General features: G+C 58.3%; 26 protein-coding genes and 1 other RNA gene. 8 read left to right on the forward strand and 19 right to left on the reverse strand.

What is annotated here, in order from left to right:
- Positions 1–9 precede the first annotated feature (9 nt).
- Complete coding sequence (locus ACR0NZ_RS00130; protein WP_480516138.1) at positions 10–933, forward strand: alpha/beta hydrolase; 924 nt, start codon at positions 10–12, stop codon at positions 931–933.
- A 10-nt stretch (positions 934–943) separates the two neighbouring features.
- Here the strand turns inward: ACR0NZ_RS00130 and ACR0NZ_RS00135 are convergent, their stop codons facing one another.
- The 14 genes from ACR0NZ_RS00135 to ACR0NZ_RS00200 form a co-directional block, all read right to left on the reverse strand.
- Entirely contained in the window at positions 944–1,780 is an 837-nt protein-coding gene (locus tag ACR0NZ_RS00135; RefSeq protein ID WP_480482040.1) for an alkaline phosphatase family protein, read from the reverse strand.
- Between the two features lie 156 nt (positions 1,781–1,936).
- A complete protein-coding gene (locus tag ACR0NZ_RS00140) occupies positions 1,937–3,574 on the reverse strand; it encodes an ABC transporter ATP-binding protein (protein WP_480475718.1) in 1,638 nt (545 codons plus the stop codon).
- Positions 3,571–4,386 (reverse strand): ABC transporter permease, encoded by an 816-nt coding sequence (locus ACR0NZ_RS00145; protein WP_480475720.1) that lies wholly within the window; start codon positions 4,384–4,386, stop codon positions 3,571–3,573. The genes ACR0NZ_RS00140 and ACR0NZ_RS00145 overlap by 4 nt, the downstream gene beginning before the upstream one ends.
- The gene (locus ACR0NZ_RS00150; RefSeq protein WP_480516140.1) at positions 4,386–5,342 is read right to left on the reverse strand and encodes an ABC transporter permease; all 957 of its coding nucleotides are present in this window, start codon (positions 5,340–5,342) and stop codon (positions 4,386–4,388) included. The genes ACR0NZ_RS00145 and ACR0NZ_RS00150 overlap by 1 nt, the downstream gene beginning before the upstream one ends.
- Positions 5,343–5,357: 15 nt before the next feature.
- A complete protein-coding gene (locus ACR0NZ_RS00155) occupies positions 5,358–6,944 on the reverse strand; it encodes an ABC transporter substrate-binding protein (RefSeq protein WP_480516142.1) in 1,587 nt (528 codons plus the stop codon).
- Between the two features lie 234 nt (positions 6,945–7,178).
- Positions 7,179–8,282 carry a glycerate kinase type-2 family protein gene (locus ACR0NZ_RS00160; RefSeq protein ID WP_480516144.1) on the reverse strand — a complete coding sequence of 368 codons (1,104 nt, stop codon included), beginning with the start codon at positions 8,280–8,282 and terminating at the stop codon, positions 7,179–7,181.
- On the reverse strand, positions 8,282–8,719 hold the full coding sequence (gene dtd, locus ACR0NZ_RS00165) for a D-aminoacyl-tRNA deacylase (protein ID WP_480516146.1): 438 nt from the start codon (positions 8,717–8,719) through the stop codon (positions 8,282–8,284). The genes ACR0NZ_RS00160 and dtd overlap by 1 nt, the downstream gene beginning before the upstream one ends.
- A gap of 42 nt (positions 8,720–8,761) precedes the next feature.
- Entirely contained in the window at positions 8,762–9,430 is a 669-nt protein-coding gene (locus tag ACR0NZ_RS00170; RefSeq protein ID WP_480516148.1) for a nitroreductase, read from the reverse strand.
- A gap of 65 nt (positions 9,431–9,495) precedes the next feature.
- Entirely contained in the window at positions 9,496–10,599 is a 1,104-nt protein-coding gene (locus tag ACR0NZ_RS00175) for a TFIIB-type zinc finger domain-containing protein (protein ID WP_480516150.1), read from the reverse strand.
- 47 nt (positions 10,600–10,646) lie between these two features.
- Complete coding sequence (locus ACR0NZ_RS00180) at positions 10,647–11,792, reverse strand: SPFH domain-containing protein (RefSeq protein WP_480516152.1); 1,146 nt, start codon at positions 11,790–11,792, stop codon at positions 10,647–10,649.
- Between the two features lie 21 nt (positions 11,793–11,813).
- Entirely contained in the window at positions 11,814–12,734 is a 921-nt protein-coding gene (locus ACR0NZ_RS00185; protein ID WP_480517713.1) for a DUF2927 domain-containing protein, read from the reverse strand.
- A gap of 49 nt (positions 12,735–12,783) precedes the next feature.
- Complete coding sequence (locus tag ACR0NZ_RS00190) at positions 12,784–13,974, reverse strand: toxic anion resistance protein (protein ID WP_480516154.1); 1,191 nt, start codon at positions 13,972–13,974, stop codon at positions 12,784–12,786.
- A gap of 30 nt (positions 13,975–14,004) precedes the next feature.
- Complete coding sequence (locus ACR0NZ_RS00195) at positions 14,005–14,919, reverse strand: 5-bromo-4-chloroindolyl phosphate hydrolysis family protein (RefSeq protein ID WP_480516156.1); 915 nt, start codon at positions 14,917–14,919, stop codon at positions 14,005–14,007.
- A gap of 175 nt (positions 14,920–15,094) precedes the next feature.
- Positions 15,095–15,910: a pseudouridine synthase gene (locus ACR0NZ_RS00200; RefSeq protein WP_480475739.1), complete on the reverse strand. Its 816-nt coding sequence runs from the start codon at positions 15,908–15,910 to the stop codon at positions 15,095–15,097.
- 61 nt (positions 15,911–15,971) lie between these two features.
- Between ACR0NZ_RS00200 and ACR0NZ_RS00205 the strand changes: the two genes are divergently transcribed.
- Positions 15,972–16,430, forward strand: coding sequence for a nucleoside deaminase (locus ACR0NZ_RS00205; RefSeq protein WP_480493855.1), 459 nt, complete (start codon positions 15,972–15,974; stop codon positions 16,428–16,430).
- A 25-nt stretch (positions 16,431–16,455) separates the two neighbouring features.
- On the opposite strand, the gene ACR0NZ_RS00210 is transcribed toward ACR0NZ_RS00205, so the two are convergent.
- On the reverse strand, positions 16,456–17,427 hold the full coding sequence (locus ACR0NZ_RS00210; RefSeq protein ID WP_480516158.1) for an adenylate/guanylate cyclase domain-containing protein: 972 nt from the start codon (positions 17,425–17,427) through the stop codon (positions 16,456–16,458).
- 7 nt (positions 17,428–17,434) lie between these two features.
- Positions 17,435–18,127 (reverse strand): metal-dependent hydrolase, encoded by a 693-nt coding sequence (locus ACR0NZ_RS00215; protein WP_480475745.1) that lies wholly within the window; start codon positions 18,125–18,127, stop codon positions 17,435–17,437.
- Positions 18,128–18,186: 59 nt separating this feature from the next.
- Here ACR0NZ_RS00215 and ACR0NZ_RS00220 point away from each other — a divergent pair, with 59 nt between their 5' ends.
- Positions 18,187–18,858: a ceramidase domain-containing protein gene (locus ACR0NZ_RS00220; RefSeq protein ID WP_480475747.1), complete on the forward strand. Its 672-nt coding sequence runs from the start codon at positions 18,187–18,189 to the stop codon at positions 18,856–18,858.
- 75 nt (positions 18,859–18,933) lie between these two features.
- On the opposite strand, the gene ACR0NZ_RS00225 is transcribed toward ACR0NZ_RS00220, so the two are convergent.
- Complete coding sequence (locus ACR0NZ_RS00225; protein WP_480516160.1) at positions 18,934–19,497, reverse strand: DUF4202 domain-containing protein; 564 nt, start codon at positions 19,495–19,497, stop codon at positions 18,934–18,936.
- 157 nt (positions 19,498–19,654) lie between these two features.
- Complete coding sequence (locus ACR0NZ_RS00230; RefSeq protein WP_209504628.1) at positions 19,655–19,813, reverse strand: hypothetical protein; 159 nt, start codon at positions 19,811–19,813, stop codon at positions 19,655–19,657.
- A 228-nt stretch (positions 19,814–20,041) separates the two neighbouring features.
- Between ACR0NZ_RS00230 and gatC the strand changes: the two genes are divergently transcribed.
- The 5 genes from gatC to rnpB all read left to right on the forward strand — a co-directional run bounded on the left by gatC (position 20,042) and on the right by rnpB (position 23,757).
- Positions 20,042–20,329, forward strand: coding sequence for an Asp-tRNA(Asn)/Glu-tRNA(Gln) amidotransferase subunit GatC (gene gatC / locus ACR0NZ_RS00235; protein ID WP_267365979.1), 288 nt, complete (start codon positions 20,042–20,044; stop codon positions 20,327–20,329).
- Between the two features lie 3 nt (positions 20,330–20,332).
- Positions 20,333–21,820: an Asp-tRNA(Asn)/Glu-tRNA(Gln) amidotransferase subunit GatA gene (gatA, locus tag ACR0NZ_RS00240; protein WP_480516162.1), complete on the forward strand. Its 1,488-nt coding sequence runs from the start codon at positions 20,333–20,335 to the stop codon at positions 21,818–21,820.
- 40 nt (positions 21,821–21,860) lie between these two features.
- The gene (locus ACR0NZ_RS00245; protein ID WP_480516164.1) at positions 21,861–22,565 is read left to right on the forward strand and encodes a hypothetical protein; all 705 of its coding nucleotides are present in this window, start codon (positions 21,861–21,863) and stop codon (positions 22,563–22,565) included.
- A complete protein-coding gene (locus tag ACR0NZ_RS00250; protein ID WP_480516166.1) occupies positions 22,522–23,235 on the forward strand; it encodes an N-acetylmuramoyl-L-alanine amidase in 714 nt (237 codons plus the stop codon). Before ACR0NZ_RS00245 ends, ACR0NZ_RS00250 begins: the two co-directional genes overlap by 44 nt.
- Before the next feature lie 124 nt (positions 23,236–23,359).
- Positions 23,360–23,757: RNase P RNA component class A (gene rnpB / locus ACR0NZ_RS00255), an RNA gene on the forward strand.
- Between the two features lie 6 nt (positions 23,758–23,763).
- Here the strand turns inward: rnpB and ACR0NZ_RS00260 are convergent.
- Entirely contained in the window at positions 23,764–24,096 is a 333-nt protein-coding gene (locus ACR0NZ_RS00260; RefSeq protein ID WP_480475761.1) for a GYD domain-containing protein, read from the reverse strand.
- Positions 24,097–24,147 lie beyond the last annotated feature (51 nt).

Raw genomic sequence — 24,147 nt, forward strand, 5'->3', positions numbered from 1 at the left:
GGAGGAACAATGGACTATGAACGCCTGATCGACGAAGAAACCTGGGCGTTCATACGCCGCACGGCCGAAAGCTATCCGGATGATGCGGTCGATTTGTCCATCGAGGACCAGCGTCGGGTCTATGACACGATGTGCAAGCAGTTTCGCCAACCGCGCCCTGCCGGTGTCGAAACCCAGGACCTGTACGCCGATGGCGTGCCGGTCCGCCATTATACCGCCGGGCATCCGACCCGAACTGTTGTGTATTTTCATGGTGGTGGCTTTGTCGTTGGCGGGTTGGACAGCCACGATGATGTCTGTGCCGAGTTTTGTGCGCAGACGGGATACCGCGTCGTTTCAGTCGACTACAGGCTGTGTCCTGAACATGTGCATCCAGCGCAGTTCCAGGATTGCTGGACAGCTGTGAAATGGGCGGCGGTCGAGTATGGCGACCCGCTGGTTCTGGCCGGGGACAGCGCGGGAGGAAATTTGTCAGCAGCTATTGCCCACCATGCGCGCGGGCGGCTGGACAAAATTCTGGGGCAAGTCCTGATCTACCCCGGCCTTGGCGGAGATCAATCGCGCGGCTCATATCTTGAGCACGCCCATGCTCCTTTACTGACACTGGACGACATCAAATTCTATGAAACCGTCCGATACACAGGCGCCCAGCCGCAAGGCGATCCGACTTATGCGCCGCTACAGGACAATGATTTTTCGAAACTGCCGCCAACTGTTGTGATTACCGCTGACTGTGACCCGCTCCGCGATGACGGGAAGGTCTATTGCGAGCGGATAAGCGCGGCTGGTGGTCAGGCCCATTGGATCAACGAACCTGGCCTTGTTCATGGGTACCTACGTGCGCGAACCTCGGTAAAGCGCGCAGCAGACAGCTTCGAACGGATCTCGGTCGCTATCGAAGCACTGGGGCAAGAGATCTGGCCCTACGACTGAAGTCAGTCAGTTACATCAGGAACGGCTTAGCCCTCATCGTGTCTGCGAGGGGCGCACCCAATCGGCTCAGAATGGTCGGGGCCAATTGGATCTGGTCGATTACGGTTTCTACGTCAGGCCCGTCGGCCTCGCCGAAGTAATACAGCGCGGTTTCCTGTTGCAGGGGGCTGCGCCCTCCGTGGTGTCCGCGCTCGTCTTGGCCATGATCGGCGGTGACGATCACCTCATACCCCAATTGGCGCCAGCGAGGGATGAACGGGGCCAGCATCTCGTCTGCAACAAAGCAGGCATGATCCATTTCTTCGCAGTCGTGATAGAAACGGTGCCCCATGCTGTCCAGTGTACAGGTGTGCAGGATGCCATAGTCCAGCCCAAAGCGCAGACACAGATTGGTCAAGGTGGCAAATAGATCGACGTCGGACGGGGTCATCTGGTTGTCTTTGCCGTAGCCGGTCATGCTGTGAAAGCGACCGTGATTGATGGTCTGGCTCTCTGGCTCGTCATATTCGACGTCGCGGACATAGTCGAACGGGTGACGGTTGAAGAACTGCGACCAAAAACTGTGTGTGACAGCCCCAGTCACGCCGCCGGCCTCACGTACCTGGCTAAAGACATCCTTATGGCTCAGGCGAAAGACGTTGCCGTTTCCGGTGCAGCCGTGTTCTTGCGGCGTTACGCCCGTATGGATCGATGCATAGCAACTGGCCGAAGTTGAAGGCAGCACTGCGCGGTGCTTCCACACCCGAGCTTCGCCGCTGTCGACCCAGCCTTCGAGGTTGCCGAACAGGCGGCGGAAATTCCGGTATGGTACTCCGTCCAGAATGATCAATAGTAGTTTACGGTCCATGGCTTGGCCCTTTGATCTGAGTATTTCATGCGGACGATACGCGAGTTGAAACCACGCGCCTGCCAAATCGCGTCCCAAATAATAAATTCCCGACGTCAGCCAAGGTGCAAAACGCCGGGAATCCATTTCTTCAAAGTGATGTTACAGGCGCAGAGATCAGTTCCCCGCACTTTCCATTTTGCGATGGGCAACGACCTCTTCCAGCCAGCCCAGATGCATCTCGGGCACCGAGCTCAGCAGAAGGTCTGTATAGTCGTCGAATGGCGGGCTGAGCACCTGACTCTTTGGACCATAACGGGCCACGCGTCCCTGATACATCACCGCGATGCTGTCGCTGATCGCCCGAACCGTCGCCAGATCGTGGGTGATGAACAGATAGGCCACATCCTCGATCTTCTGCAAATCCAGCAGCAGTTTGAGGATACCGTCCGCTACAAGCGGGTCGAGCGCCGATGTCACTTCGTCACAGATGATCATCTTGGGCTTGGCTGCCAGTGACCGCGCGATGCAGACGCGTTGCTTTTGGCCACCGGACAACTCGGCCGGATAACGGTCGATGAACTTCTCGCCCAACTCGATCTCGTCCAGCAGTTCGACGACCCGTTTGCGCTTTTCGGCACCGCGCATGTTGAAGTAGAACTCCAGCGGGCGTCCGATGATCGTACCCACTGTCTGGCGCGGGTTCATTGCCACGTCAGCCATCTGATAGATCATCTGCAACTCGCGCAGGTCCTCGCGGGATCGTCCGGCAAGGTCAGGCGAAAGCTTGCGTCCGGCAAACGTAATCTCGCCGTCGCGCGGCGGCAGCAGGCCGGTGATCACTCGGGCAAGTGTCGATTTACCCGACCCGGATTCACCCACAACCGCCAGCGTCTGACCCGGATGAAGCTCGACATTGACGTTGTGCAGCACGTCGAAATTCAACCCCTTGTAGCGCGCGGTGATACCGTCAACGCTCAGCAGCGGTTCCGCTGTGGGCTGTTTTTCCTCGTGCTCGATCGAACGGACCGAGACCAGAGCCTGCGTGTACTCTTCCTGCGGGTTGTTGATGATCTGATCGGTTGACCCGTATTCAACCGTATTCCCCATCCGCAAAACCATGATTTCGTCGCTGACTTGCGCCACGACCGCAAGGTCGTGCGTGATGTAGAGAGCAGCAACACCGGTATCGCGAATGGCTTCTTTGATCGCCATCAGCACGTCGATTTGCGTGGTCACATCCAGTGCCGTGGTGGGTTCATCGAACACCACCAGATCGGGTTCAGGGCACAGCGCCAGCGCCGTCATGCATCGCTGCAACTGTCCGCCTGAAACCTGGTGCGGGTAGCGTTCACCGATATTATCCGGGTCGGGTAGGCCTAGTTTGGCGAACAGTTCCCGCGCGCGGCCTTCGGCCTCTTTTCGCGAAAATTTCTTATGCTCAACCGCAGCTTCGACAACCTGATCCATGATCTTCTTGGCCGGGTTGAACGACGCGGCAGCGGATTGCGACACATACGCAACCTCACCGCCGCGCAGATTGCGGATATCGCCATGCGACGATTTCAGAATATCGCGCCCGTTTACCCAAACCTCGCCGCCGGTAATTTCAACACCGCCCCGGCCATAGGCCATAGAAGCGAGGCCGATGGTGGACTTACCGGCACCGGATTCTCCGATCAGGCCCAGCACCTTGCCGCGTTCGAGGTCAAAACTGACCCCGTGCACGATTTCGATGTCATGGGGTTTTTCACCCGGTGGATAGACCGTTGCACCGATCTTGAGGTCACGGACCTTGAGAAGGGTATCACTCATCCCCGGCCTCCTTTCAGCGATGTGGTTCTGTTCAGGACCCAGTCAGCGACAAGGTTGACCGAGATCGCCAGCGTCGCGATGGCCACAGCTGGGTACAAAGCTGCGCCGATGCCATAAACGATGCCGTCCTTGTTTTCCTTCACGATGCCGCCCCAGTCGGCCAGCGGTGGCTGAACGCCCAGCCCCAGAAACGAAAGGGTCGAGATGAAGAGGACCATAAAGATAAACCGCAGCCCAAACTCGGCCACCAGCGGTGACAGGGCGTTTGGCAGGATTTCACGGAAGATGATCCAGGCACGGCCTTCGCCGCGCAACTTGGCGGCCTCGACATAATCCATCACGTTGATGTCGACGGCAACCGACCGCGACAGGCGATACGGGCGTGTCGCGTCCAGAAGACCCATCACCAGGATCAGGATCGGGACTGTCACCGGGACAATGGCCAGAATGACCAGTGCCAGGATCAGGGTCGGGATCGACATGACCAGATCAACTGCCCGGCTGAGAACCTGATCAGCCCAACCGCCCAGAACCGCAGCCAGCAAACCCAGCGACGTGCCGGTTACAAAGCTGAGGATCGTAGCCGCAGCCGCAATGAAGATCGTCGTACGCCCGCCGTAGATCATGCGTGTCAGCAGATCCCGACCTATATTGTCGGTGCCCAACAGGTGTTCGGCGCTTGATGGCTCCCACACATCGCCAACCACTTCGGCCATGCCGTAGGGCGCAATCAAAGGCGCGGCTAAAGCGACAAAGAAATAGAGACCTGTGAAAAACAGACCGATCATCGCCGAAATTGGAATATTCTTCATCATTTCGGATGCCTCAGTCTTGGGTTGGCCAGGATCGACACGATATCGGCCACCATGTTCAGCCCGATATAGACGGCGGCAAAGACCACACCACACGCCAGCACGACCGGCACGTCACGCTTGGTCACCGAGTCCACCAGGTATTGTCCCATGCCGGGATAAACGAACACCACTTCGACCACGACAACGCCCACGACCAGATAGGCCAGGTTCAGCATCACCACGTTTACAATGGGTGAGATCGCGTTCGGAAAGGCGTGTCGCGCAATGACCTGAAAGTTTGACAACCCCTTCAGTTCCGCCGTTTCGATATAAGCCGACTGCATCAGGTTGAGGATCGCCGCGCGGGTCATGCGCATCATCTGCGCCAAGACCACCAGCGTCAGCACGAAAGCGGGCAATGCGATCGCATTGAGTTTTTGCCCGAATGACATCGAGTCATTGATCATCGCAAGCGAGGAAAACCAGCCCAGCTTTACCGAAACATAGTAGATCACCACGTAGCCGATCAGAAACTCTGGTATTGACACTGTCGTAAGCGTGACAGCTGAGATCAGCTTGTCCGGCCAGCGGTTGCGGTAGCGGACTGCCAGCAAGCCCAGGAAGATGGCAAGCGGAACCGAAACCACGGCCGCGGCGCATGCCAGAAACAATGTGTTGCCCAACCGTTTGCCAATGCTTTCCGCAATGTCGAGCTTGTTGGTCAGGGACTGACCCAGATCACCCTGAACGATACCGCCCAGCCACTCGAAATAGCGGGTCAGGGCAGGCCGGTTCAGGCCCATTTCTTCGCGCAGGTTTGCAAGGGCCTCTGGAGTTGCGGACTGCCCCAGGACGGCTTGCGCTGCGTCTCCGGGAAGGGCTTCGGTCAGGCCAAAAATCAGGGCCGAAGCGCCAAACAGCAATAGGAGTCCCAGCGCGAGGCGCTGGGAAACCAGTTTGATGATAGGATGCATGATCCGTGGCCCGTTTTAGACGAACCACATTTTGCGGGACATATTGCCGTTCATCATCTCTTGGTTCGGATCTGATTCCCAACCATCCAGCTGATTACTGACGCCTTCAACAAAGTTGTTGAACATCGGGCAGATCAAGCCGCCTTCGTCGCGGACCAAACGGCCCATCTGGCTATAGATGCCTTTGCGCTTTTCTGCATCCAGTTCTGCACGCGCCGAAAACAACAGATCGTCAAAGGCCTGAACTTTGAAACGAGTGTCGTTCCAATCCGCAGTTGACAGGTAAGCGGTAGTATACATCTGGTCTTGTACAGGGCGACCACCCCAGTACGACGCACAGAAGGGCTGGACGTTCCAGACTTCGGACCAGTAGCCATCGTTGGGCTCACGTTTGATTTCCAGCGGGATACCAGCCTGAGCGGCCGTCTGCTGGAACAGAGCTGCGGCGTCGACAGCACCTGGGAAGGCACCATCTGCAACACGCAGGATAATCGGCGAGCCATCATGGCCAGACTTTTTGTAGTGCTCGGCCGCCTTTTCGACACTGAACTCGCGCTGCTCGATTGTTTCGTCAAACAGTGGGTAGGCCGCGTTGATCGGCATATCATTACCGATCGAACCGTAGCCTCGCAGAACTTTGTCTACCAGGTCAGCCCGATTGATGGCGTATTTCAGCGCGGTGCGCAGTTCATTGTTATCAAACGGTGCCGTGTCGCAATGCATGATGAAGACATAGTGACCGCGACCAGCGGTAGAATGTACGGTCAGGTTGGGTGCGCGGCCCAACAGGTCGGCAACTTTGGGTTCCACGCGGTTGACCGCGTGGACCTGTCCGGATTGCAGGGCAGCGGTACGCGCAGTTGCGTCGTTGATGACGATGACTTCGACACTGTCGAAATTGCCGTAATCGCTGTTCCAGTGGTTTTCGTTCTTTGTAAACAAGTGACGCACACCGGGTTCGTCAACTTCCAATTTGTACGGTCCAGTCCCGATACCTGCCCCCGGATTATCCATACCGCCATCAGGCTGAATGATCAGGTGGTAATCGGCCATCAGATAGGGCAGGTCGGCGTTTGGCTCGGTCAGGGTGACCTGGAAGTTGTCGCCGTCAGCTTTCATTGACTCAATGCCCTTCATGATGCCCAGGGCACCGGACTTGGAGTCTTCGTTCGAGTGGCGCTGCATGGTTTTCAGCACGTCTTCGCTGGTCATAGTCTTGCCGTTGTGGAATTCGACACCCTGACGCAGCTTGAAAGTCCAAACCTTAGCGTCGGCGCTGCCTTCAACGCTTTCCGCCAGACGCGGCTCGATCGAGCCGTCTGGTGCAACTTCAACAAGCTGGTCACCAAACTGTTTGCCGTTCTGGAAGGGAACCGAGCTTGCGTAGGTCGCTGGGTCCAGAGAGTTAGTGGATTCACCACCCTGAAGACCAAATTTCAAATCACCGCCCTTTTTCGGCCCAGCAGCCCGAGCGGCGTCCGCGAACATTGTGCTGGCCATCGCAGCCGAAACACCCAGAGCCGCGGCTTTCCCCATGAATTCGCGGCGGGTCATTTTTCCGGCTGTGACCTGACCGGCCATATGCGTGATTTGTTCGTTCATCGAGTATTCTCCCTATCGAGTGGTTTTAACCCTTTTCGGGTTTTTGTTGACGCATGAGTCAACGTTGGCTTATTTCGGCGGACCGGGCAAGGGTATTTCTCCTAGATGCCGAAGGCCGAAGCGCAAGTAACCTTGTTTGGCGCGATGCCCTTTCCACAAGAATACTATGATACAATTCTGTTTCAGGCCAGTTTCCGAGCCTTTGCGGTACGGCGCGGTGCGATATGCGTCAATTCATCCACGTATTGCGACAACCAGGTCCATGACATTGGTGCCGGTTGGCCCGGTTGTCAGCAAGGCTTGGGCTTTTTCCAGAAACGATCCGCTGTCAGCATTTCGAAGGGCGGTTATCCCGCTTTCGCTCCATGTTGCGCCGGTAATGATTCCTCCTGCCGCATTAGTCGGCCCGTCTGTGCCATCCGTGCCGCCGACAACAACTGTAAGGTTTGGCTGCCCGGCAATCTCCTGCGCCAGTGCAAGTGCCAGCGCCTGGTTTCGCCCACCGCGCCCAGGGTGATCGGGCAAGACCACTGTCGGCTCTCCGCCGAAGACCATCACGCCCTTTTCCATGCCGCGCAGCAGTTGGCCGAGATGTGCGGCAACCTTCAGATAGTCGTCATGCAGCGCCTCTTCATCGGCCCAAACCTTTAGCCCAGCCGCTTCGGCGGCTTGTACAACCGCACTGCGGGCATGGGCGTTCGAGGCCACGATCCGCGTGACGGCCTCAAATGTGTGGCTGGAAGGCAAAGCGCCGACACCCGATCCAATGACATTGAGGTCGTCGCCCGGTACGTCCGAGATGGCCAGAACGGTCGCGCGCGCGCCCGCAAAGTGCGACAGCAACCCCCCGCCTTTGATGCGGGACAGTTTGCGCCGCTCAGCGTTCATAGCGCCGATGTCCATTCCCTCTGACAGTAACTTGCGGTTCAACGCTTCAAGATCGCTCAGCGATTTTCCGGGCAAAAGGTCCTCGGCCAACGAAGACGCGCCACCCGACACCAGAAGCAGCACATGTGATCCGGGTTCCATCTGCTCCAGCGCAGCACGCAGAGCGCGCCCGCCTGCAAGGCTGCGGTTGTCCGGAACCGGGTGCGAGGCTTCGATCACCTCGACAGTGTCAGGCAAGTCCCGACCGTGATCGTCCTTGGTCACGACAAGCGTGGGCACCGTGCCGTACTGCGCCAACGCCGCCCGTGCCATAGCGGCGGCAGGCTTGCCAACGGCCAGAATACGATCCGGTTTCGGGATGTCGCGCAGGGCGGCCTCGGTGGCGATGTTTCCGTCAACGGCCTCAACTCCGGCGCGCCAAAGTTGAACGGCTTGCTTTTCAGTATCCATCAAGTCTGCACCCAAATTGTGACCGGTCCGTCGTTGACAAGTTCAACGGCCATGTCGGCCCCGAATTGTCCAGTTTCCACCGCTACACCTTGCGCAGCAAGGTAGTTTGCGAAGGTGTTATACAGATGCTCGCCCAGTTCGGGCTGTGCTGCAGTTGAAAACCCCGGCCTGTTACCGCTTGTTGTATCTGCCGCCAATGTAAACTGGCTGATCACCAAGGCTGACCCTTTTACATCCAGAAGCGAGCGGTTCATCTTGCCCGCGTCGTCCTTGAAGATCCTGAGTCTGGCGGTTTTCCGGGCCAGTTTTTCAGCCTGAGCCTCATCGTCCCCCTGCATGGCGCAGACAAGAATCAAAAGCCCCGGACCGGATGCGCCAATGACGTTGCCATCGACCGATACTTTGGCTTGCGAAACTCTTTGCAGCAACGCGCGCACGTGGTTTCCCCCTCTTGGCGATTATCTTGCCTGAGCGATGGTTTAGCCGCGCCAGTCGACAAAGTCACCCAGCGCGGCACGATCTGTGCGAAAGTTATTTGCGGGGTGCTTTCTGTCCGAATACCCAAAGGAAATCGCGCACAGGATCAGGCGGTCTTCCGGGATCCGAAAATACCTGTGCAGGAACGGGCCATACGCGGCTAATGCGGCCTGAGGAATGGTTGCCACACCCATCGCCTGCGCTGCCAACGAGAAAGCCGTAACAAACCCTCCGCAATCCATTGCGCCATATGGTCCAAGTTCCGCCGGGCTTGAGACGATGGCGCAATGCGGTGCATCGAACAGAGCGAAATTGCGCATCATTTGTCGGGCCGATCCTGCCCGGTCCCCGCGCTCCACACCGACTGCTTCATAGAGCGCCCAACCGCACGCGCGGCGGCGGTCTTGATAGACGCCTGAATATGACGCGGGAAACGGAAGATCGGGGGCCGGTGCGCCTGTTTCAGCTTCGTTTTGCATCGCCGCGCGGAACCTGCCGGTCTCTGCGCCGCTTGTGATCACCAATTGCCACGGCTGCGCGTTACACCAGCTTGGGACCCGGGCCGCGCTGGCCACGATTTGTTCGATCTGCTCCTTTGGTACAGGGTCGGGCAGGAAGGCCCGGCAGGAATGGCGTTTCTCCAGAAGGTTATTCAGTTCTGCAAATGACACTAGCGCCTCGTTGTTATGTTCCGACCCTCAGGATGATCATGCCGCGCGAGATGTACAAGCAGTTGCTATTGCTGCCCGTTGGCTGCCAGATAGCCGACAACCCCGGCAACAAGCAGGCCCAGAACAACGGCAATCGTGATCTTGATGGCTGACCAGGGACGTTCCCCCTGAACCCGCCCGGTTCGACCGTTCACCACAAATCGATAGGTCTGCCCGCGATATTTGTAAGCCGCCATCCAGATCGGCAGCAGAATATGTTTGAAGGTGACATCGCGCACCTCGGTGTCCACCGCGTGGATACGCTGCTTGTCACCCCCAATATCGAAGCGAACATCCCGTTCGATCACGCGCGCCATATGCGCGCGGGCCTCGGTATAGCCCTCATTGAGTTCAACCGTGTACGCCTCGGCGCGAAACCCGGCGAGGTATTCTGGCTGGTAAGGTTCAAGTGCCGGCAGATCCCAAGGCTGTAACGCGTCAGTGTAAGCCTTGGGCAGCGACTGCGAGGCCAGCACCAGAACGTCATCAAAAAACCGCGCAACACGACCTGATTTGGGCGACCAGCGCACTTTTGGCACCTGTTGCTGAACCCGTTTACCGTCCCGTATCACGGTGCGGGTTTCATAATAAATCACGCCGCGCTCACCACGGTAGGTGGACTTGGTGTCGGCATCAAAGGTCCAGTAAGGCACATAGATGCCCTGCATCTTGCGGCCCTTGCGGGCATAATCCTTCAACCCGTTTGGCGCGAACCATAACCGCCCCAGCCAATCGCTCATCGCCTTATGCGCCTCGCGCTTGTCGAAAGCAAAAGGCAGAACGCCCTTCGGTTTGATATGCCGGTTCACACCGGTGTCGGTTACCACCGGCGTGGCACAGAACGGGCATTCCGCAGCGTGCGTATTGGGGTCGAATTCAACCTGCGCCGCGCAGTTCGGACAGGACAGAACGCGGGTCTGTTCCAGCTCGCTGTCAGGCAGACGATCCGTAATGGCCGCGTCAAAATCCAGTTCGCGCAGGCTGGCACCTTGCCAGGGACCCGATCCGATGGGTTCGGAATGACCACAATGATCACATGTCAGCGTACCATCGCCAGGGCTGAACCGGTAATCTGCGCCGCATTGCTGGCAGGGGAAGCGGTGCTCTGCAAGGTCAGGGGCGTGTGTCATACATTACCCAATAGTGTCAGGACAGATGGAGGAGTGTCGCGTTTTGGTCAGGCCCCCGGCGGCGGTGGCGGCAGAATGGTGAACAACTGCGCCAGTTCCTGCACGTCTCCGGCCTTCTTCCAGCCGTCCTGGCCCGCGGTCCAGACATAGGTGTCGCGCGTCAGATCGCCCTCGCTGGCCATTCTGCCCATCCTGGCTTTGGAAAACGGACCGCTGGTCTGCCCATCCACGGCGATATGCCAAACATGCTCGACCGGTGGCGGCGGCGGGGCCACATGGGCTGCCGGTCGCGGGGCAGAGGGGGCGGGCGCTCCCCACGGGCCGCTTGGCTGGCCTGCTGCGATGTTTGACATCTGCTGTGCCATTGCCATGCCCATTCCCATGCCAAGACCTGCGCCCATGCCACCGCCCTGGCTGGGGTTGCTGGCCGCAGCCGTCATCGCCTCCGCCGCGGAATACTGTGTGAATTTACCCAGATCTCCGGCCAACCCCATCGAGGTTCGCTTGTCCAATGCGGCCTCGACCGCTGGCGGAAGCGAAATATTCTCGATGTAGAATTCTGGCATTTCCAGCCCATAGCCTTCCAGCACCGGGGAAACTTCGGCCGCGATCAGTTTGCCCAGATCAGCCGTGTTTGCTGCCATGTCCAATACGGGAATGCCAGATCCCGCAATCACGCGGCTGAATTCTTGCACGATGATGTTGCGGACCTGAAAGCTGATCTCGTTCATGGTGAATTCGCCGTCGGTTCCAACGATTTCCACAAGGAACCTGGCCGGGTCTTTTACGCGCACGGTATAGGTGCCATAGGCACGAATGCGGGTCGGCCCAAACTCGGGGTCGCGCAGCATGATCGGGTTCTTGGTCCCCCATTTCAGGTCGTTGAACCGGGTCGTGTTGACAAAGTAGATTTCGGACTTGAACGGCGACTGAAAGCCATGATCCCAGTGCTGTAACGTGGTCAGGATCGGCATGTTGTTAGTCTCAAGCATATAGAGACCTGGCGTGAACACATCCGCCAGCTGCCCCTCGTGCACAAATACTGCCGCCTGACCTTCCCGCACCGTCAGCTTGGCACCGTATTTGATTTCATGGCCTTCACGCTCGAACCGCCAGACCATGGTGTCGCGAGTGTCGTCAACCCAATGGATGACGTCAATGAATTCTCCGGTCAGAAAATCGAATATTCCCATTTGGGTTCTCCTGTCCTTGGGTCAGAGCGGCTGCCCCATCAATTCCCGGGCAATGACATGCACGATGGGGCGGGCCTGATCGACTGTCACGCCGGGCTCAAGCCGCTTGTCATAAAGCATTGTCAGCAGTTTTTCGTCATGGCTCGTCAGCAGGGCAAACTCGTCATCATCATTGAAGATCGATGGGCGTGCTGCCGGGCTATCGTTCGACAATCCCAGCCCCTGTGCGATTTCTTCGTGGATACAGCTGCGACGGACCAGATCAGTCAATTCGGCCCGGATCAACGCAACGGCGCGCACATATTTATACGGAGAGGCCGTTGTCGCCGAGGCAAAAACAAAACAATCGAAATTCGATCTCGGATTTGCGACCAGATCAAGCGAAGCCTGACTGATATTCGGGATCAGCTGTTTCAGTCGGGACACCACATAGGCGCTGTCGTCCTTGCCCGCGAAGAAGACGTGGAAGTTAGCGTTTCGGGAGACCACGGAAATCGGATGATCCGTCAGCCTCGCCAGGCGCGACGCAAAGGATTGAACCCGTTCCGCATCTTGTTGCCGTACGGCGGGCAGCACGGAAGGCCCAAACTCGGTCTGGATGCGCACCGGCCCCGACCACCGGCTGAGCTGCCCGTCTGTCTGGCGCGAACCGATGGAAACGTTTTGGGTCGGATATTCGCTGTAGAACGCAATCGTTTCGAAATTTCGCGCCAGATCCTGGGCGTCATAAGGTGTATCAGGGCCGCCCCCGTCTGTCCGCAATAACCCCCGCACCAGAAGGTCGCGTTCGACACGCTGGTAAAACCGCGCCAAATCCTGACTTGCGGCAGAGGGCGGTACATAGGCATTCGCCGCAACAGAAACAGGCGCTGGGCGCGCTTGCGGTGGAATCGAGGAAGTCAGTGTTTCATCGCAATTGGCCAAAGCCAACAACGCCGCCATCCCCAGCGCCTTTTTCAGATATTCGTAAGCCTTCACGCCACTCCCGCCTTTAGCCAGGAACTGCCGTGCCGGCGTTATCGCCGATTCCATCCCGCCGCGCCTTGGCAGACGCCAAAGTGTCGCGCAGTTCCACCTCCATCTTCTGCAGCTCGGCCTCGGCCGCGGCACGTTTGGCTTTTCCTTCATCCGCAATGGCAAGGCTTTCGTTGATGGTGCCGATCAGGTCTGCGTTGGCCTTTTTGACAGCTTCGATATCGAACACGCCGCGTTCCATTTCCTCGCGTATCATCTTGTTCGACTGGCGCAGATTGGCAGCATTCGAGGTCAAAAGTTCGTTGGTCAGATCGTTGGCGTCGCGCACCGCGGCGGCAGCTTCGGCGCTGCGCTGAATGGTAACGGCCTGTGCCAGTTGCGTTTCCCACAGCGGCACGGTGTTCACCAGCGTCGAGTTGATCTTTGTGACCAGAGACTTGTCGTTCTCCTGCACCAGCCGGATCGAAGGCAGCGACTGCATCGTGACCTGACGGGTCAGTTTCAGATCGTGCACGCGGCGCTCCAGATCGTCACGCGCGGCGCGCATGTCACGCAGTTCCTGTGCTTTCATCACTTGTTCTTCTTCTGGCGCGGCCTGAACGGCAGCTTCCCTTTCGGGGATGTCGTGGCTGTCCAATTCGGTCAGCTTTACTTCACCCGCCGCGATGTACAGCGCCAGTTCATCATAGAAGCCCAGTGTTTTTTCGTACAGCAGGTCCAGCGATTTGATGTCCTTGAGCAGTGTATGCTCATGCCCCAGAAGATCGTCGGTTATGCGGTCGATTTGCCCCTGAACTTCTTCAAACTGAGCGGTGAATTTCGCAAATGGCGCGGCCCTGCCCAGCAGCCTTTCCCACCAGCTGCGCTCGCGGCGCACGTCCAGCTCACTGACCGAAAACCCGCGGATCGTGGTCACGATATTGCGCAGGCTGTCGCCTGCGGGGCCTACATCCTTGTTGCGCACATCCGCCAGCATGGCCTGACTGATTTCCTGCAATTCGGCCTGAGCGGAAGATCCGAAAGCAACAATCGAATTGGTGTTGCTCATGTCGATCTCGTCCATGCGCTTGCGGATCTCGGCACTCACTGGTTCGTCGGCTTCTTCAAGCGAGATAACCTCGGCCTTTGGTTCGGGCAGGGCAACTGCGGTGACTTCCTGCACCAGTGTTTCGGCCTGAGCCGCCTTGTTCTTGATCTCATCGGACATGGGGATGTTCCTCGCTCAAATAATGGCCGGTCAGTCCAACCGGACGCCTTCGCGCTGCAGTCTTTCGCGCAGCACGTCGATTTCGACCGTCAGATCACTGCGGTCATCCAATAGCATTTTGCGCGTACGCGCGGCGAAATTCTGTTCTAGGTCATCCAGCAGCGCGACGTAGTCCGTCATCGCCTGCGCATCGCGGGTCCGGGCATAGACATCGACGAACTTGACCGTCGCATCACGCGCGCCCTGTAGATAAACCGTCATGTATTTTCGCGCGCCCGCCAGATCGCGGGGGTCTTCCTCGACCGTTCGAAAAAGGTCACGTGCAGTGTCCTGAAACCGTTCCAAACGGGCTTCGATCCGGCGATCACCCGCGCGTTTGATGGCGTCCGTCATCTCGGAAAGACGGTTTTCCGCATCCTCAACGACCCGGGCAACGCGATCTTGCTGAAAGGTGTCAATTCCTTCCATGCCTTTGTCCTTCATCGGATCAAACCCGAAGGAGGCCGAGTGCAGCACGGTTGCTGCCGCGCCGAACAAGACGGGGGCAAGCAGGCTGACTTGTGATGCCGTTTCCGCATTCAGAAACTCGGTCCGGTACGACGCAAAAGCGGCACCCAGACCTGTCAGAAGGCTGGCAAAGATTTTACGCGGAAAAGCAGGTCGGCGGGCGGTTTTACGGGCGTTAAACGCGGCTTCGGCCCGCAGACCTTCGCGCAGCAAAAACGCAGCTGCCGTCAGCAGGCCAGCTGCGATCAGACCAATGGTCATGCCAATCGCGCCGTCGTTCAGCGACAGAAATACCAATGGGATCGCCGGTATGAACAGGACATTGGCCCGTGCACCCGCAGGTTCGACCCGCGCGCCATCGAATTGTCCACGGGGCTGAAGAGTGTCACCGGACGCATTGTCCTGAGGGCTGTATTTGCCGCCAAATCGCTTTGCCATGCGTTACAAGCCCCCAAGCACGCCTGTGCACACGCCAAACAAAAGCACCAGCAATACGGCGTAGGCGAATTTTTGCACTCCGCTTCCGGACATCACGCTCCCCAAATAGCAGCAATCACAGAAAATTTAGGGGATACGCATGCTTGGCGCTAGGGGGAAGGTTGCCGAACCTGCATCACTTGCGGGGATTCTTGCCGATGGGCGGGCGTTTTCTTTGTGGTCGCGTCGGGCGTTTGGGGGCCGCTTCGGGTTTGGCATCCGAATCCAGGCCAAGTTGATCGCGCATAACGCGGCGGCGGATTTCTTCGACTTCGCCCGGCTTCAGATTGCCCAATTGGAACGGTCCGTAAGAAACCCGCAACAAACGGTTCACATTAAAACCGATATCTTCCATCGCGCGGCGGATTTCACGGTTCTTTCCTTCGCGCAGACCGATGGTCAGCCAGGCATTGGCCCCTTGCTGGCGATCCAGCGTGACGGTCATCGGCTGGAACCGCTCTCCCTCAATCACCAGCCCTTTGCGCAGCGGTTCGAAATCTTCGTCTTTCGGGCGGCCGTTTACCCGCACACGGTATTTGCGCAACCAGCCGGTCGCTGGCAGTTCAAGCTTGCGCTTGATAGCACCATCATTAGTCAGCAGCAGCAGACCTTCGGAATTCAGGTCAAGCCGGCCAACGCTCATCACCCGCGGCATGTCTTCGGGCAGCTTGTCGAAAATCGTATCGCGCCCTTTTTCGTCGCGGGTTGTTGTGACCAGCCCAGCAGGCTTGTGATACAGCCACAAGCGCGAGGGTTCCGGTTCCGAGACCGGTTTACCGTCGACAACGATCTTGTCTTTTTCTGTTACGTTCAGGGCGGGGCTGTCGATGGCCTTGCCATTTACGGCCACGCGGCCAGCTTCGATCATGCGTTCGGCCTCGCGCCGCGACGCGACGCCGGCGCGGGCCAGGACTTTGGCGATCCGGTCGCCGGGAGGAGGGGTCTTGTTCATGTCTGGGCCATACCCTATCCCGCGCGCTTGCGAAAGGCAGGTTTCTGATGCAGTCAGGGGCATGATGTTCAAATCGCATATGGAACAGGCACTGAGTGAGGCGCGCGCTGCAGCGGATCGCGGCGAAGTGCCCGTTGGCGCGGTCATTGTCGGGCCGGACGGCTCTGTTGTGGCGGTGGCAGGAAACCGGACGCGTGAGTCGAACGACCCAACGGCGCATGCAGAAATCCTGGCTTTGCGCGCGGCCTGTGCCCATGCTGGATCTGAAAGACTGCCCGGACATGATATCTATGTCACACTGGAACCCTGCGCCATGTGCGCAGCGGCCCTGGCGGCCGCGCGTATCCGGCGCGTTTATTACGGGGCTTCCGATCCCAAATCCGGCGGCGTGGCCCATGGCGCGAGGGTTTTTTCCCACCCGCAAGCGCATCACAAGCCCGAGGTCTATGACGGCTTAGCAGCCAAAGAATGTGAAACCCTGCTGCTGGATTTTTTCGCAGAAAAACGAAAAGAAAAATGAGGCTGGCCTGACAGGACGGCTACTGTCAGTTCCAGTCCAGGCGATACACTGTCTGCTGCCCGCCGAACCCTTTCAGTGAGACCGATTTTGGCGTGCTGAATTTCAGACCGCCCGCCGGGCTGACCAGCAATCTGGTTACGTCGGTGACGTGAATTTCGTTCGGGCCACTTACGTCTGTCACGCGCGCGGCCTTATTGACGACGGACCCGAAGAAATCCTCATCTTTCTGTATGACGTCGCCGGTATGAATTCCAATCCGCAGACCCAGAGGTGTTTCGGCATTTGCCAACGCGTTCTTACTTTGCAGCTCGATTGCTGCCTGGATTGCATCCTGGACCGTTGGGAAGATCGACATCGTGCCGTCCCCAAGGGATTTGACCAGCCGTCCCTGATGGGCGTGGATGAGGTTTTCAGTCAGATCAAAATGACCGGAAATAAGCTGGGCCCATTTCTTGTCGCCCAATTGCCGGGTGATATCTGACGACCCGACAATGTCAGTGAACATGACCGAGGCGGTTCCCTCGGTCTGATCCTGTGTGAACTCCTGCTTTGCGGCTTCGATCAGTGCATTCAACGCCGCATGTTCGATGCCGATCTTTTCCATGTTCGAGGTTGGGTTGGACACATGCAGCTGCACCATTTTCCAGACGCCGTCTTCCAGATGCAGTACAAATGTAAAGCGGTGCCAGGCTGAATTGCCGTTCGAATGAAAGGTCAGCGTCGCTTCGCAAAATGCCCAGCCCACATCCCCACATTCAAAAGCTTCCAGCGAATGTTCCTGCCAGTCATAGTCCGGGATTTCCTTGGTGTGATCCGCGAAGCCACGGCGAAACACCTGCCCGGACCATGCCTCTTCATCCGCCGAGCCCTGATACCGCAGGTGTTCCGAGGATGACAACATATTGACCAGCACAGCCCGATCCTTGTCATGAACGGCTTGATTCCATCGCCGTACAACTGCGATCAGTTCAGGTGAAGGGACAATGTCGCTGGTCATATCATCCCTACAGCTTTATCGCCTGCATAACCTGCGGTTCGATGACGTCTACACCCGGCAAAGCACCTGCCAGCGCCTGAGCGGATTGCTCAAGAATCGGGAAGGTCTTGTAGTGGCAGGGGATCACAGTTTTGAAGTTGAAGTATCGTTTGGCTGCATAGGCGGCGCCTTTCATATCCATGGTGAAGTGCCCACCTGCGGACAGGATGCCGATATCGGGTTTGTAGTAATCCCCCATCCAGTCCATATCCGCCATGATATCCGTGTCACCTGATACATAGACCATGCGGCCCTCGGTACTGATCATGAAGCCGACCTCGCTGCCGCCCGTGCGCAGGCCATCCGGTGTCGAAAATGTCGAGCTGTGAGAGGCCGGGACCATTGTTACCTTGACCCCGTTCAGGTTGACCGTACCGCCCTTGTTGAAACCAATGGTCTCGATGCTTTCGGCTTCGGCCCAGTACCCCATCAGGTCATATTGTCCCACAACCGGAATCTTCAGGTGTTTGGCCAAAGGCAGAACGTCGACGACATGGTCAAAATGTGTATGGGTCAGAAGGATGTGGGTGGCGCCATCAACGGCGGCGTCATGCTGTTCCTCGGGCAAGACCGGGTTGCCGGTCAGCCAGGGGTCGATTAGCAGTACCTGTCCCTGGGTTTCGATACGGAAACTTCCATGGCCCAACCAGATAATGTTCATAATTATTTCCTCCCAATCATTCTGTTGGCGGCAGCCTAACATCGGATAAGTAAATTTCCATGGATTGGTTTCGTGAAATAGACGGGTATTGCGAGCGGTTGTCTCCGGCCTACTGGGCCGAGCCCGTTAACGCGGTCACAAACGCTGCTTTTCTGATTTGCGCATGGGTCATGTGGCGGCGCGTGCGCAATCAGAACATGCCGCTGGCCAAGGTTCTGGTGGCGCTTCTGGCGATCATCGGGTTTGGCAGTTACCTGTTTCACACGCATGCGCAGGTATGGGCGGCTTTGGCGGATGTCGCGCCCATACTGTCGTTCATTTTGGTCTATATCTTTGCGGTGAACAAAAACATCTGGAGGATGCCTTTGGGGCTGGCGTTCGGGGGAATGCTTCTTTTTCTTCCCTATGCGGCTGCTGCTGTCCCACTTTTCCAACAGGTTCCGGGGCTTGGAGGGTCGGCGGTTTATGCGCCGGTCGCTTTGCTGATCCTGATCTATGCTGTTGCGTTGCGCGACCGTGATCCGATTCTGGCCAAAGGGCTGAAAATCGGGGCGTTGATCCTGATCCTGTCGATTGCCTTCCGTGCCCTCGATATGCGTCTCTGTGCTCAATGGCCGGTGGGGACACATTTCATGTGGCATATCCTGAATGCCATTACGCTGGGCTGGATGATCGAAGTGTATCGTGCGGCCCTCATCAGGGGCCGCTTCACCCAAACTCGTGGATCATGAGCATATGTCGTGGAGGCCTGTCGTGACCATCCTTCAGACTTATGATTCTGTCGGTGAAACGGCGCGGCCCTTTTCTCAGTCTTGAAAGGCCGCGGCCAGATGATCCGGCAGGTCGAATTCGCACAAAACCCGTGCGCGGCCCTCGGGCGACATCTTGCGGGCAGTCTTCTCAACGATGCTTTGGATTTTCTCGGCTGAGTGTTTCGCCGCAAAGGGCTGGAAATACCATTTCAGAAATACAAAGCAGATCACATCTTCCAGCGCCTGCACCTCTGCATCGCGTTTGATGCCTTGCTTGCGCAACATGCGACCCGCGGCTTCGGCCTGCTCGGCGTCATAGCCTTCTTGGGTCATCAAACTCATTACCACATCCGCGTGATGCACACCTTGCGCCTTGCGCCAGGCCAGATAACCCGCCCGACCTTCCGGGAATTCATCGCGGGCAAGTTTCCACCGCTCCACATGTTGACCACGCGCTGCAATCTGCAAGGCTTCGGACGCGCCCGGAAACAGGCGGTCAAGCTCTGCGCTCATGCGCTCGCCGTAAAGCTGCGCTTCGGGGCGGCCATCATCGCGGTTGGGGTCATTTGCATTCGCCGCATCGATGGCATCCAGGACCGCTTGTTTTTGCGTGTTCATCAGCTGCTCCACTTGCTTGTCAGAACCGCAAGCGCCCTATGCAGTTCCATTTCGGTATTTGCAGCAATGCTAACGACTCGCTTTGGGCTGTGCACCCTCGAATATGCGCTTTGGCCGGGTCGGAGAGGGGAAATCCGACCCGGCCGTAACCTGCGCATCACTTTGCAGGTTTAACCTTGTCCTGAGTGACCGGTTCCGTCACGGGCGAGGGGAAGGTCAAAGTGCGTGTCAGGTTGCTTGTGTCGATACCCAGGGCCATGGCCGGTGCGGCCAAAAAGGTGGCGGACAAGACTGCGGCAATCATCAGGGGTTTCATGTTTTTCTCCGGTTTGCGTTGTGTCGCACAACTAGAAATGAACAGTACAGTTCAGTTTTCAAGGTTAATATTGAACTAATTAGTTTACTTTTTTGCATACCACTCATTCAGTTTTGAATGGCGGGTGTCATGCGGCGGAACTTAAACTCGGTACGGCCCATGGCGCAGCGGTCTTGCGACTGCCGCAACAGACAGGTAAACGCCCCATAACGTAGATGAGGGAAGCCGATGTCGATTGACCAAAGCACCGCCGCCAAAGTGGCCAAACTGGCCCGGATCAAGGTCGAGGATGACGCGCTGCCGGCGCTGGCATCCGAGTTCAACACCATCCTCGGGTTCATCGAACAGCTGAACGAAGTGGATGTCGAAGGTGTCGAGCCGATGGTCTCGGTCACACCGATGCGGCTGAAACGCCGCAAGGACGAGGTGACCGACGGCAACCAGCAGGGCAAGGTGCTGGCCAACGCCCCTGACGCCCGCGAAGGGTTCTTCGCAGTTCCCAAAGTGGTGGAGTAAGACATGAGCGAGCTGAACAAACTGGGTCTGGCCGAGGCGCGCGATGCGCTGCGCTCTGGTGACGTCACTTCTGTCGAGCTGACCGACGCCTGCCTGAAAGCCATTGACGAGGCAGATGCGCTGAACGCCTTTGTCCACAAGACGCCGGAAATTGCGATGGAACGCGCCAAGGCCGCGGATGAGCGGATCCAGCGTGGCGACGCACCGTCGATGTGTGGCCTGCCGATCGGTATCAAGGATCTGTTTTGCACCAAGGGTGTGCCGTCGCAGGCGGCGTCGAAAATCCTGGAAGGGTTCAAGCCGGAATACGAATCCACTGTTTCACAGCAACTGGCCGACGCAGGCGCGGTGATGCTGGGTAAACTGAACATGGACGAATTCGCCATGGGATCGTCCAACGAAACTTCGACCTATGGCAATGCGGTCAGCCCGTGGCGCCGTGGCAACGATGATGCGCATCTGACACCGGGTGGCTCCTCTGGCGGCTCTGCGTCTGCCGTGGCTGCTGATTTGTGCCTGGCGGCGACAGGTACCGACACCGGAGGCTCGATCCGCCAGCCTGCGGCCTTTGTTGGCATCACGGGCATCAAACCCACCTATGGTCGTTGCTCTCGTTGGGGCATCGTCGCCTTCGCGTCCTCGCTGGATCAGGCAGGACCAATGACCAAGAACGTACGTGATGCAGCAATCATGCTGGAAACCATGTGCGGGCATGACCCCAAGGATTCGACCAGTGCCGAACTGGCCGTCCCGAATTTCGAGGCCATGCTGACTGGTGACATCAAGGGCAAGAAGATCGGTATCCCGAAAGAGTACCGTATGGACGGCATGCCCGCCGAGATCGAAAAACTCTGGGCCGATGGCGCAGCGATGCTGAAAGCCGCGGGTGCCGAGATTGTCGATATCTCGCTTCCGCATACCAAATACGCGCTGCCCGCCTATTACGTGATTGCCCCGGCCGAGGCATCTTCGAACCTCGCCCGCTATGACGGTGTTCGCTATGGCCGCCGCGCACAGCTGGCGCAGGGCGATGGCATCACCGAGATGTACGAAAAGACCCGCGCCGAAGGCTTTGGCCCCGAGGTGCAGCGCCGCGTGATGGTCGGCACATATGTGCTGTCCGCAGGTTTCTATGATGCCTATTACAACCGCGCGCGCCGGGTCCGGACCCTGATCAAGAAAGACTTCGAAGACGTGTTTGCCGCGGGCATCGATGCCATTCTGACACCGGCAACCCCTTCGGCGGCGTTCGGTCTGGGGGAAATGACCGAGGCGGACCCTGTTCAGATGTATTTGAACGACGTCTTTACGGTTACCGTGAACCTCGCGGGCTTGCCCGGTATCTCGGTCCCCGCAGGCCTGGATGCACAAGGTCTTCCATTGGGGTTGCAGCTGATCGGGCGCCCGTGGGAAGAAGGTGACTTGCTCAACACCGCTTATGCGCTGGAAAACGCAGCCGGATTTGTGGCCAAGCCCGGCAAATGGTGGTAAGCCTTCGGGAAAGTGGATTACCAAAAAACGGAGCCAAACAATGCGTGTTTTGCTTTTGGTCCCGGCCCTGACACTGGCTGCGGCCTGCACCAATGTCGCGCCGTTGACCAGCACGGGTTTCAACACGCCTGAATATCAGGCGCAGCGCGAGGTTCAATTGGCGGGTCAGGGCGGGGCGGTCAATCCGCTGCTGGCTCCGGTCGATGTTTCCCAGCAACCACTGGGCACACCGGGTTCATCGACCTTTGCAACAGGTGAGAATGCGGACATCGCCAACCAGACCGCCGCAGCGTTGGCCAGCACGTCCGGGCAATCCTCGGTCTCCGCGTCGCCGTCTTCCGGCTCCAACAGCAGCGCAATCTCTGACGAGCAGGACTTCGCGGCCGTGTCCGAGAGGCGCAGCATCCAATCCGATGCCGCCCGGATTGAGCAAAACCGCCAGACCTACGAAGTCGTCGCTCCAACCGCCGTGCCTGAGCGCACGGCGAGCGGCCAACCGAATATCGTACAATATGCGCTGAGCACCTCCAATCCGGTGGGCACGCAACTCTACAGCCGCTCCGGTTTCAACCTGCAAGCCAAGGCACAGCGGAACTGTGCGCAATTCCCGTCACCGGATCAGGCTCAGATCGAATTCCTGTCCAACGGCGGTCCGCAACGTGACCGCAAGGGTCTGGACCCGGACGGCGACGGCTATGCCTGTGGCTGGGACCCCAGCCCGTTCCGCAGTGCCGTTAACAACTGACGCCCTGACGCCGATCTGGCATCCGTCTCCGAATTTCGGCAAGCGCCGGGGCGGGTTGGTGCCATTCTTGATCGTGATCCACTATACGGCCATGGACAGTGCACTGGCGGCTCTGGATCGCCTGTGCGACCCGGCTTCCGAGGTTTCGGCCCATTACCTGATCGGCAATGACGGCACCCTTTGGCAAATGGTGCGGGAAGAAGATCGCGCCTGGCATGCCGGGGCAGGGGAATGGGGCGGCAAGGACGACATCAACTCGCGCTCGGTTGGGATCGAACTGGACAATACCGGAACACATCCGTTCTCGCAGCCGCAAATGGCAGTGCTGGAACAGCTGTTGCCCCTGATCATGACCCGCTGGTCCATTACGCCGTCCGGGGTCATCGGACATTCCGACATGGCGCCCGGGCGCAAATCCGACCCTGGGCCGCGCTTCGACTGGAACAGGCTCGAAAGGCAAGCGCTGGCCAAACCGCGCGGCACAGGAGTTGATCCGATGTCACCTGATGCAGAAGCATTTCGCGCCTCTGCTCGGATGGCAGGTTTCACCGCCCCCGTGGACGATGCAAAACTGCTGGCGGCTGTCCGATTGCGATTTCGACCCTGGGCGAAAGGTCCGCTGGACATGGCGGATATGAATGCGCTCACCCCGTCGGACATAACAACCTGATCCGCTCTTCATCTGGCCAAAAATACCCCGGGGTTGAATTGGCCGCAGGCTGAGAAGGGGCTGGCCCCTTCTCTGATCCGTCAGCTCTTGACGCCGCAGACCACAAAGCCTACCCAGCCCAGGCGCGGAGGGCCGGATGGCCGCTGGGGCGTACGCCCGAGAGGAAAGTCCGGACTCCACAAGACAACGGTGCCGGGTAACGCCCGGGCGGGGCAACCCGACGGAAAGCGCCACAGAAATCAGACCGCCCAGGGCCTCGGCCCCGGGTAAGGGTGAAACGGTGGGGTAAGAGCCCACCGCGCCGCTGGCAACAGTGGCGGCACGGCAAGCCCCACCGGGAGCAATGCCAAATAGGGTCCCCGCGCGGGCCGGTCGGCGCAAGCCGATACCGCCGCTAAGCGCGTCTTGGCCGAGAGGGACCGGGTTGGCAGCTTGAGCCGTGCAGCAATGCACGGCCTAGAGGAATGGTCATCGAAGGGGGAAACCCCGGAACAAGATCCGGCTTACAGGCCCTCCGCGCGTATCCTTTTATCCTCCGGGCGGCGTGTACGTCCCCGTCAACCTTGCGGCTTTCTCAGTGACCGAAACGAACTCGTCCGCGGTCCAGGCGCGAACCGTTTCTATGTTCGTGACCGCACCCGATGCCGCGACTGCCATGCCGACCGCCACAGCATCTGTTCCGTCTGGCGCTTCGCTGATCACAACCACGTCATTGCTGCCGGTTGTCATGTAGAAGGACAACAGTCGACCGCCGACTTTCTCCAGCAGTGCTTTCACCGGGCCGGTGCGGTTCTCGGGCTTTTGCAACATGCCTTTGACGCCAGCCTGCGAGTAAGTCGCATAGGTAATGAAAATGGGCATTGGAACCTCCGTATTAACGAAAATTACAGGGCCTTTCAGTCAGCCGACCCC

This window comes from Ruegeria sp. AE3 (assembly GCF_056542225.1).